Raw genomic sequence first — 5,041 nt, forward strand, 5'->3', positions numbered from 1 at the left:
CGGTACCAAGCGCTACTGTTACCAATGTGTACTCCAATAACGCTACCGTTAATAATCCACTAACGGTTGGCACCAAGGTTGATAATGCAGAATTGTCAGGTGCTTTAGCGGGAATCAATAACACAATCCTCACTGGTCCAAAAGGTGAAACAATTCCACAAAACATTCTTCAACTATACTTTGATGCATTGAAGGGTGCTGAAGGAACGAAGACCGGCTTAGTTGGTCAGAAGCTTTACTCTAACCAGTATGGTAACTATCACTATGTTTATTGGTTGGAAACCAATGAAGGCAAAGTGAAGAACGACGCCTGGACTGTCTTCATGAATAACAATAAGGGTGTCAAGTATGGTGACCCAATTAAGGTTGATGTTTCTGCAACCCTGACATGGGGGAAGCCAGCAGCTAAGCCAGTTTCTGGTATCCCAACAACCCAAATGACGGCAGATCAGATTACGACTGCCTATGCTACTGGTTCCGATACTGGAGCTAGACATGAAGCTGTAAAGGTTGAAAAGATTAATAACTTTAACAACTCCGCTGCTAGGGGTGTCGACATTGGTTCATTAATTTCCCTGGAACGGGCCGGTGTAACCTTCTATGACTTTAAGGGTCAGAAGGCCGACTTATTTGACGTTCTACAACAAGCTGGTGTTAACTACATTCGGTGCCGGCTTTGGAATGATCCATACGATGCTACAATGCAGACCTATGGTGGTGGTGCTAGTGATGAAGCAACCCTGATTCAACTTGCTAAGCGGGCTAAGGCTCATGGCATGTCGCTTCTGATGGACTTCCACTACTCTGACTTCTGGGCTGATCCAGCTACCCAGTTAATTCCGAAGGCCTGGGAAGGTGAAGATACGTCCACGATGGCGCAATCAGTTTATGATTACACCAAGAAGGTCCTGCAGGATCTGAAGGCAACAGGTGTTAACGTTGGCATGGTCCAAGTAGGAAACGAAATCACTCGGGGAATCTTGATTTCACAAACCAATCCACAGACTGGTAAGATGAGTTCCGTAACTGATGGTAACTACTGGACAAATGAAAAGACTGCTGCTGCCGGCTGTGCCTTCCTGTCGGCTGGATCACGAGCGGTACGAGAAGTCATGCCAAATGCTAAGATTGCTCTGCACCTTGAAGGAGCTAACCAAGGAACCTACCGTGCCATCATGAATGTTTGGAAGAACCACGGAGTAGATTATGATATCTTGGCAACCTCCGCTTACCTGTTCTGGCTCTGGTCAAACAAGCAGTACACCGTTTGGGACACGATTAACGGTTGCATCAGTATGATTAAGAACGAATTTGGTAAGAAGGTTATCATTACCGAAACTAGTTGGCCATTTACCGATGAGAACTCTGATGGTACCAATAACTCCACGAGCGGTGCCGGAAATGCTGGTTACGCGGTAAGTCCACAAGGCCAAGTAGATGCAATGCGTGGCTTCTATAATGAAATTAGTAGTAATTACCGAGGCACTGTCCTTGGTTCCTTCTGGTGGGAACCTGCTTGGATCCCAGCTAAGGCCGGTTGGAATTATTACCAATACAACATTGATGCCAGTGGTGTCTACGGTTGTGGTTGGGCAACCGAAGCAGCTCGTGGCTACCAGACAGACGATAAGCTGTACTGGGAAGGCAAGCCAACCTGGGGCGGCAGTTCTTGGGATAACCAGGCACTGTTTGATGACCAGGGACACCCACTACAATCATTGATGATGTTTCATGGCTTCCAAAACGGCTACACCTCAGCTAACTACGATGAACAGCACAATAATAAGCCAACCACGCCGACTGAGAAGGCTACCTCAACATTGACTGCTAAGGTTTCTGAAGTTTACTTTGGTGATGGTGTATCACACAGCATTAAGGTTCAAAACCCATTGACTGTTGGCGCTACTCTTAACCTCAATACATTACTTGGCAGCAATACAACGAAGACACTGACTGGTGTCAAGGGTGCCAAGATTGGTGAAAATGGTCTGGATAGTATCCTGATGTCATTAAATGAGGGTATCAATACGCCTGAATACACGGATGCTGCTGGGAACAAGTATCACTATCAATTATGGTTAGATGGTGCAACAACTGCTGATAAGCAGCGGGACTTTAGTATGACTAACCAAAACAAGAATTATGGTGATAACTTAGTTGTTCACTACACGGCAACATTGATGGTTGGTTAAAGAAACCTAATAAACAAAAGATAGGTAAAAGCACCATTATGCTTCTACCTATCTTTTGTTATTTTATAGAATAAAAAAATCATCCTCAATTTTAGAGGATGATTTTTAGTTTGTTATTAATATAATGAATAGCCAGTACCGTAACCATAGCCATAAGTTGGCTCCTCATAAGTATTGACTTGAGATTGTCGACGTGCTTGTCGATTATCACTTTCAATGCTAGAAGATGAGTGACCACCGACTACTTCATCACTGCCATCGCCACTTCCTGGTTCATTATAGGAAGCACCACCCGGCAAGATGAAGTTAATCTTGTTATAACCATTATAGTCTGGCTGGGATTTGTACATCCTGGTTTCGTGGTTGACGATTGTCTTAGGCTTGAGACCCAATTGCTTACGAACTAATTTAGAAACACGATTAATTTCCTTTGGACTAGCAATCTGGAAAGAAACATTGTCAATCATGGCATTTTGGCCTTGGAAGTGGTAGGTCTTAACGTTGTTCATTGCACCGTGGTAGTTACCGTAGAGGGTTGCAATGTCGTCGATTGGAATGTTGGTTTTGACCCCGTCACCAACGGCATCGAGAATCTTGTTGGCGGCAGAGATGGAACCAGACGTCTTGAATTTGGTAATAACATTTTGAAGGATTTGCTGCTGGCGCTTTTGACGACCGTAATCATTATTTGGATCTTGGTAACGCATCCTTGAGTACTTCAGGGCATTGGCACCGTTTAAGTGTTGCTGACCCTTCTTAAAGTGGTGGCCTTCATAAGTAAAGGCAAATGGGTTATTGACATTGACCCCACCAACGGAATCGACAACCTTTTCTAGAACTCCCATGTTAATTACGGCGTAGTAATCAATTGGCACACCTAGCAATTCCCTTACCTGTTTCACAGACTGCTTAGGCCCACCAAGTGAATAGGCGGCATTTAATTTAACGTAGTCCGGACCATCACTGGTATGAACACGGACTAGAATATCCCGGGGAATAGAAGTCATAGTAATGGTTTGCTTCTTCGGATTAATGGTGAAAAGCTCCATTGAATCGGTGTTACCACCCTTATTGCCCCGGTTAAGAGCACCAACATCGGTCCCCATTGCCAAGACGGAAACCGGATCACCATTTTGAAGCTTCTTACTGATTTTACCATTACCGTTAGTGAACATCCCATTAGCAGCAGTGTGGATCTTATGGTATTCGTAAATGCCACCAAGTGCTACCAGGATGATCAATACCCAGATCAGGATTTTCATCCACCGTGGCATCTTGAAATGGTGTCGTTTCCGGGGCTGATGATAGTTAGTATTAGTTTGCTGATAGTTGTTGCCTTGTTGATTGTAGCGTGGATGGCCATCTGTTGGTGGTGTTGACCGTTCTTCTGCTCGCTCTCGTTGACGATTCTCATTCACTTGTTTACGAATTCGCTCTTCCATCCGTTTTCGATAGCTTTCGCGTGACTCGCGTTGATTATTATTGTCCATATCGATTAATACCTCGACCAAATTAATTCTAACAATAGTTTATCATAACAGAGATTGTCTCCCAGATTCAACGTAACACTAATAGTTTAACCTTTCTGTAACCATTTGGAAAGTTAGACTTTGGTAAAAAAGTATATTAAGATAGTAAGGATATTTTGCGAAAATAAAAATGAAAGGATTTTATCGATGAAATCACAAAAAGAACTTGCTGAAGCTGTCAATAAACGGCGAACTTTTGCCATCATTTCCCACCCTGATGCCGGAAAAACGACGATTACCGAACAACTCTTGCTCTTCGGCGGGATCATTCGAAAGGCCGGAACCGTTAAAGCACGGAAGACCGGTAACTTTGCCAAGTCTGATTGGATGGAAATCGAAAAGAAGCGGGGCATTTCAGTTACTTCTTCCGTGATGCAGTTTGACTTTCAAGGCAAACGAATTAACATTTTGGATACTCCAGGGCATGAGGACTTCTCTGAAGATACCTATCGGACATTGATGGCCGTTGACTCCGCGGTCATGGTGATCGACTCCGCCAAGGGGATTGAACCGCAGACGAAGAAGCTCTTCCAAATTTGTAAGATGCGGGGTATCCCAATCTTTACCTTTATGAATAAGTTTGACCGGGATGCCCGTGATCCCCTCGACCTTCTGAATGAAGTCGAAGAAGTATTAGGGATTGAAACCTACCCGATGAACTGGCCAATCGGTTCTGGCCACCAATTCAAGGGAATCTATGATCGCTTTAACCACCGAGTCGCTTTGACCCATCCGGCCGACCCGAAGAAACCTTACCTGCCATTAGATGATAATGGTCAGGTTAAGGGTGATAACCCATTAGCTGGTGATGGTGAGTGGCAGGATGCCCTTGACGGGATGGAACTGGTCGAAGTTGCTGGTAACAAACTTGATCGGGACAAGATTGCCCGGGGTGATCAGACCCCAGTTTTCTTTGGCTCGGCTTTGACTAACTTTGGGGTCCGGACCTTCCTGGAGAATTACCTTCAATTTGCGCCGGCACCGGGTGATCATAAAACTGCTGACGGCGGTGTAGTTAAGCCATTGGACAACAAATTCTCCGGTTTTGTGTTTAAAATTCAGGCGAACATGAATCCCCGACACCGGGACCGGATCGCCTTCGTTCGAATCTGTTCTGGTGAGTTCGACAAGGGGATGGATGTTACCTTAGCCCGTACTGGGAAACCGCTTCGGTTATCGAACGTGACCGAGTTCATGGCTAATACCCGGGAAACCGTGGAAACGGCGCGTTCGCGATCTCGCGCTCGAGGTTCCGCACGCCGGCCTCGTGCGTGTAGGCCTGGACGAGGGTCACGAACGCCTCGTCCGTGATCTCCACGT

Annotated in this window: 3 protein-coding genes and 1 pseudogene; 2 read left to right on the forward strand and 2 right to left on the reverse strand. The window is 45.4% G+C overall.

What is annotated here, in order from left to right:
- The coding region (locus ACEYV4_RS09050; protein WP_373842964.1) for an arabinogalactan endo-beta-1,4-galactanase at positions 1-2,192 on the forward strand (2,192 nt) is incomplete at its 5' end.
- Between the two features lie 116 nt (positions 2,193-2,308).
- Here ACEYV4_RS09050 and ACEYV4_RS09055 read toward each other — a convergent pair.
- The gene (locus ACEYV4_RS09055; RefSeq protein ID WP_373842965.1) at positions 2,309-3,682 is read right to left on the reverse strand and encodes an LCP family protein; all 1,374 of its coding nucleotides are present in this window, start codon (positions 3,680-3,682) and stop codon (positions 2,309-2,311) included.
- Positions 3,683-3,868: 186 nt separating this feature from the next.
- On the opposite strand from ACEYV4_RS09055, the pseudogene ACEYV4_RS09060 reads away from it, so the two are divergent.
- Positions 3,869-4,948: pseudogene (locus tag ACEYV4_RS09060) on the forward strand (peptide chain release factor 3); the annotation flags it as partial.
- On the opposite strand, the gene ACEYV4_RS09065 reads toward ACEYV4_RS09060, so the two are convergent.
- Positions 4,920-5,039 carry a hypothetical protein gene (locus ACEYV4_RS09065; protein WP_373842966.1) on the reverse strand — a complete coding sequence of 40 codons (120 nt, stop codon included), beginning with the start codon at positions 5,037-5,039 and terminating at the stop codon, positions 4,920-4,922. The pseudogene ACEYV4_RS09060 and the gene ACEYV4_RS09065 sit on opposite strands and share 29 nt — an antisense overlap.
- Positions 5,040-5,041: the final 2 nt, after the last annotated feature.

The sequence above is a fragment of the Limosilactobacillus sp. genome, from assembly GCF_041859915.1.
In the GTDB taxonomy this organism is placed as follows: domain Bacteria; phylum Bacillota; class Bacilli; order Lactobacillales; family Lactobacillaceae; genus Limosilactobacillus.

Coding starts and splice junctions, on each gene's coding strand:
- ACEYV4_RS09055 (WP_373842965.1), bottom strand. CDS start 3,682: ATGGACAATAATAATCAACGCGAGTCACGCGAAAGCTATCGAAAACGG.